The sequence below is a fragment of the Clostridium sp. genome, assembly GCF_016650095.1.
Lineage (GTDB): Bacteria > Bacillota > Clostridia > Clostridiales > Clostridiaceae > Clostridium_AD.
In genome coordinates, this window is the sequence record NZ_JAENWL010000364.1 from 1 (window position 1) to 3,773 (window position 3,773).

General features: G+C 27.6%; 3 protein-coding genes. 1 reads left to right on the forward strand and 2 read right to left on the reverse strand.

The window, feature by feature from the left end:
* Nucleotides 1-576: 576 nt before the first annotated feature.
* On the forward strand, nucleotides 577-963 hold the full coding sequence (locus tag JJE11_RS16310; RefSeq protein ID WP_291637520.1) for a hypothetical protein: 387 nt from the start codon (nucleotides 577-579) through the stop codon (nucleotides 961-963).
* Between the two features lie 1,000 nt (nucleotides 964-1,963).
* On the opposite strand, the gene JJE11_RS16315 is transcribed toward JJE11_RS16310, so the two are convergent.
* Nucleotides 1,964-2,884, reverse strand: a complete 921-nt coding sequence (locus JJE11_RS16315; RefSeq protein ID WP_291637522.1) for a site-specific integrase — start codon at nucleotides 2,882-2,884, stop codon at nucleotides 1,964-1,966.
* Between the two features lie 550 nt (nucleotides 2,885-3,434).
* The gene (locus JJE11_RS16320; RefSeq protein WP_291637524.1) at nucleotides 3,435-3,662 is read right to left on the reverse strand and encodes an SHOCT domain-containing protein; all 228 of its coding nucleotides are present in this window, start codon (nucleotides 3,660-3,662) and stop codon (nucleotides 3,435-3,437) included.
* Nucleotides 3,663-3,773 lie beyond the last annotated feature (111 nt).

Genomic DNA, 3,773 nt, shown 5'->3' on the forward strand with positions numbered 1-3,773 from the left:
AACCTCTATTATATTTTCATATTGCTCGGTTGTTAATGCTACCATTTATTTACACCACTTTCTATAATTTATTTATTACCTATTAATATAATTATAGTATAAGTTCGCGTTTTATCAAGTAAAAGTTCGCTTTTCATGTAAGTTTAGTGTTATAACTTTTTAAACGTAGTAATATAGCTAAAGTTCGCCTTTTACATTAAACACGAACTTTATAATATTGTATAAATGGAATGAAAAACCGCTTCAACATTATTTTAAAAAAGTTACCATAATAAATCATTCACCCTTTGTGGCAAGTACAAAAAAAGGCATTACTGTCTTTTCTAGTTGATTACAATAAACGAATAATATTAACTTAAATATTAAACGTAGATTTTATTTGTTTTATATTTGAAAATAATGATTAGAAATTAAATAAAGTGTCTATAATAAAGAGTAGTAACAAGATATTAATACATTAACATAATGAACCAAGGGGTAGGTAGGTAGCCCTGTGGGATGCGGTCAGAATTATATTAATTAAGGTATAATTAAAAGATATTATAACATAAGCAAAAATTAAGGGGGAGGGATACTATGGTGGATTTATCAAAATATATGCATGTAGGCACTATAACAGGGGCTATCGCAACTATTAAAAATTTTAAATATCCAGGAGAAGTGTATGCAGCACCTGGAGTAATCAAACATATTAAAAAGAATCATGAAGATAATCTTAGCAAAGCTATTTTAAACAATTTATTGGGAACTATGAAAAACATATTAAATAATCCTGATTATGTAGGTTGTGATCCTAAGAAAGTTGGGACAAGCTTAGAACTTATAAAGTTGATTGACGACAATATACTTTTAGCTTTACAGTTCGATATAAATGAAAATTATATATATGTTGCTTCAATATATCCAGTAACAGAATCTAAGATTGAGAATAGATTATATAGCAATAGGATTATTAAATTATAGAAACTGTAACATACTGTTGCTTTTTCTAGCATACGGTGTATAATAAAGGTATATCAATTAGACAATGGTGAATAACAATAAAATAATATTTAAGATAAATAAACAATAATAATGTATAAAATAACTATAAATATGTTAACAATGATAATGTAGATTGATTTGAAGTCGGAAATGGCTCCCGACACGCTGCTTGTAAAAGTAGTTACCAGAGATACAGGATACGCCGCCCTGTCAAACCAACTACAATATTTGAAGATAGAAGGCACTCTTTTATAAGGGTGTCTTTTTTGTTTCATTTTTTATGAGTATAATGGCAAATAGACTCAAAGTGAGAGTATATAAAAGTTACAGTAGTTTTATAATGAATTTTGTTCATTAACTATACCCGTAAGCAAGTAGCTAAAAGTTTTAAATTAAAAATAACTCAGCAAGATCATCTATATCTTGCTGAGTTATTGGTCATGAATTTTAATATCGTCAAGACATTGATGGTGTAAGACTTTAGAGTTAATAAAGTGTTCCAATATGAATGTAAATTTTATATAATTCTTATCTTATTAGATATAAATTCTTTTATAATATATTATGGGTGTTTTTACCTTACCCGCCAAAAAGGTATATTAGCATATTTGAGGTTTTGAGTTAGGAACAAAGTAGAAAATATGTTACATAACAGTATCAAATATTAATATTAAGTAACATTCAATTTATCCTTTTTATATTAAAATCCCAAAGTCGTTGGTAAATAAGGAAAGTGAAAGTTACAAAAATACATTGTGTAACTTTCAAAACACCTAAAATCCATATTAATAATATATTTTGCCCCTAATATACCTTTTTGGCGGGATAGGCAAAACTACCCAACTTAGAAAATGTTACTTCAATTCTTTCATAATTTTCTTTTTTTATATTTTTAACCATATAACCACCTCATTAATAGTTTATATATTCGATAAATATTTACAAATCCCTTTTATTGGAAAGTAAGGGTATATTATTTTTATATATATACATTAACGACTTCAACTCTTTTATGCCCCAAATCACTAGAAGTTTTTCTTTTAGCGGCATTGATATCATTATTATTATCCTCTATCGCTTCAAGAAATGACGTTTGAGCATAGGTATGCCTATTTCCATGCATAGTAAGTTTAACCTTTGGTTTAGACTTTCTATCTTCTTGTAACATTTCTCTTGCAACATTTCTATCTATCCTATCAGTATTTTGGAATTCTTCTCTATGGTTTATAATCCAATTTTGTATATTTTTTTTAATTTTATGGGTCTGGTCCCCAATACCTATAAAAATTCTTTCAGGACTTTTTGCATTAGCCAATATATATCTCAATATTTCTCTATTTTCACTTTTTACAGGAACTTCACGAGGATATTTACCCTTTGTATTTTCTAAATATAAGAATGGACTGCATATTGCTTGTTTAATTTGGTACGTAGTGAGAACTACAGCCTCTTCTAATCTACAACCGAAAGTACTAGATAAAAGTATAGCTTTAACCACATCAATTCTATTCATTTCTTTTGCCAGAGCTACAGCTTTATCTATTTCCTCACTACTCCATGCACGTCGAGCTCCACGAGTAACTCTTTTTTGAAGATTTAATTTTTTGTTTTCAGGTAAAATCTCTTTTCCATCAGTTAAGTTATAAAAAAATCTTATTGCAGATAATTCAATCACTATAGTTGTGGCTGCATAATTATCACTTTTCATATAATCGACATACAAATAAATATGTTTTGATTTTATATTTTTATATTTTTTTATATTCGTATTCTCTCCTAACCAAACACAAAAACGGTTGCAAGCTTCCTGATAACGACGTCTCGTTTTTATGCTTTTCATATTATTTAATTTGAATAATTTGTCTATCTGGATAACTAAATTCACACTTTTTCCATTCATTTTTTATTCACCTTTTTCCTTTCTTTTTTATTGGAATATTATTTTTTTGTCTCCTTTCTTCTTTTTTAAAAAACTATATAGTTATGCTAGGCCTAAACAATGTGTTTCTTCTGTTTTCTTTTTAGAGTAGATACGCATACCAGATGTTAGCTACTTGCGGGGATCCCTGTATCTATCTTTAATATTTAATTATATTAGGCTGAGTAATGGCACTTACAGCATGTATTCACATACTAAAAAGCTAAGCATATAACATAAATTCTTATATTTTAATGCTTATAATTCTGTTTAAAGTACAGAAATAAATAAAGAAACTTGAAATATTTTTAGTAACGAATATAAAGAACTCTCCTACGATCCAATCGTCCAATGTCATCGTTTTTAAAAATATTTATAGATCAACTTTTTAGCCATTTAAAGCCATTATTATTCAACATTTTATTATTATCACATTTTATATTTAGTGTTTTAAAATTCAACAAAAAATAAAAAAAGACCTCAAGGATTTTACTCTCTGAGGTTTAAATAATTATATTATAAATTTAATAATTTAGATTTTTGAGTTTTGAGTTTGGAATTCATCTTGTGATAATATCCCGGTATCTAATAGTTGTTTTAATTTTATTATTTCATCAGCTGCACTTGTAGCAGATTGATTTATAATTTGAGGATTTCCCTTTTCTCGCATTTTCTTTTCAACATAATCTTTAATTTTAATTGCATCTGAATTATTAGCTTTTTTGATTATAACAGAATTTTCATCGTGAGTAGCATCCATGAGACCTTTTGTTCTTAGGGCCCCCCTTAATTAGATAGAGCTCTCACGGAAACTCTTCAGAGCCCGTGAGAACTCATTTTTAGTATTATTAATTCTTGTTGATTCCCCCAT

Bases quoted from the DNA above. Each gene is read 5' to 3' on its own strand.
- JJE11_RS16310 (WP_291637520.1), top strand. From the start codon at position 577: ATGGTGGATTTATCAAAATATATGCATGTAGGCACTATAACAGGGGCT.
- JJE11_RS16315 (WP_291637522.1), bottom strand. From the start codon at position 2,884: ATGAATGGAAAAAGTGTGAATTTAGTTATCCAGATAGACAAATTATTC.
- JJE11_RS16320 (WP_291637524.1), bottom strand. From the start codon at position 3,662: ATGGATGCTACTCACGATGAAAATTCTGTTATAATCAAAAAAGCTAAT.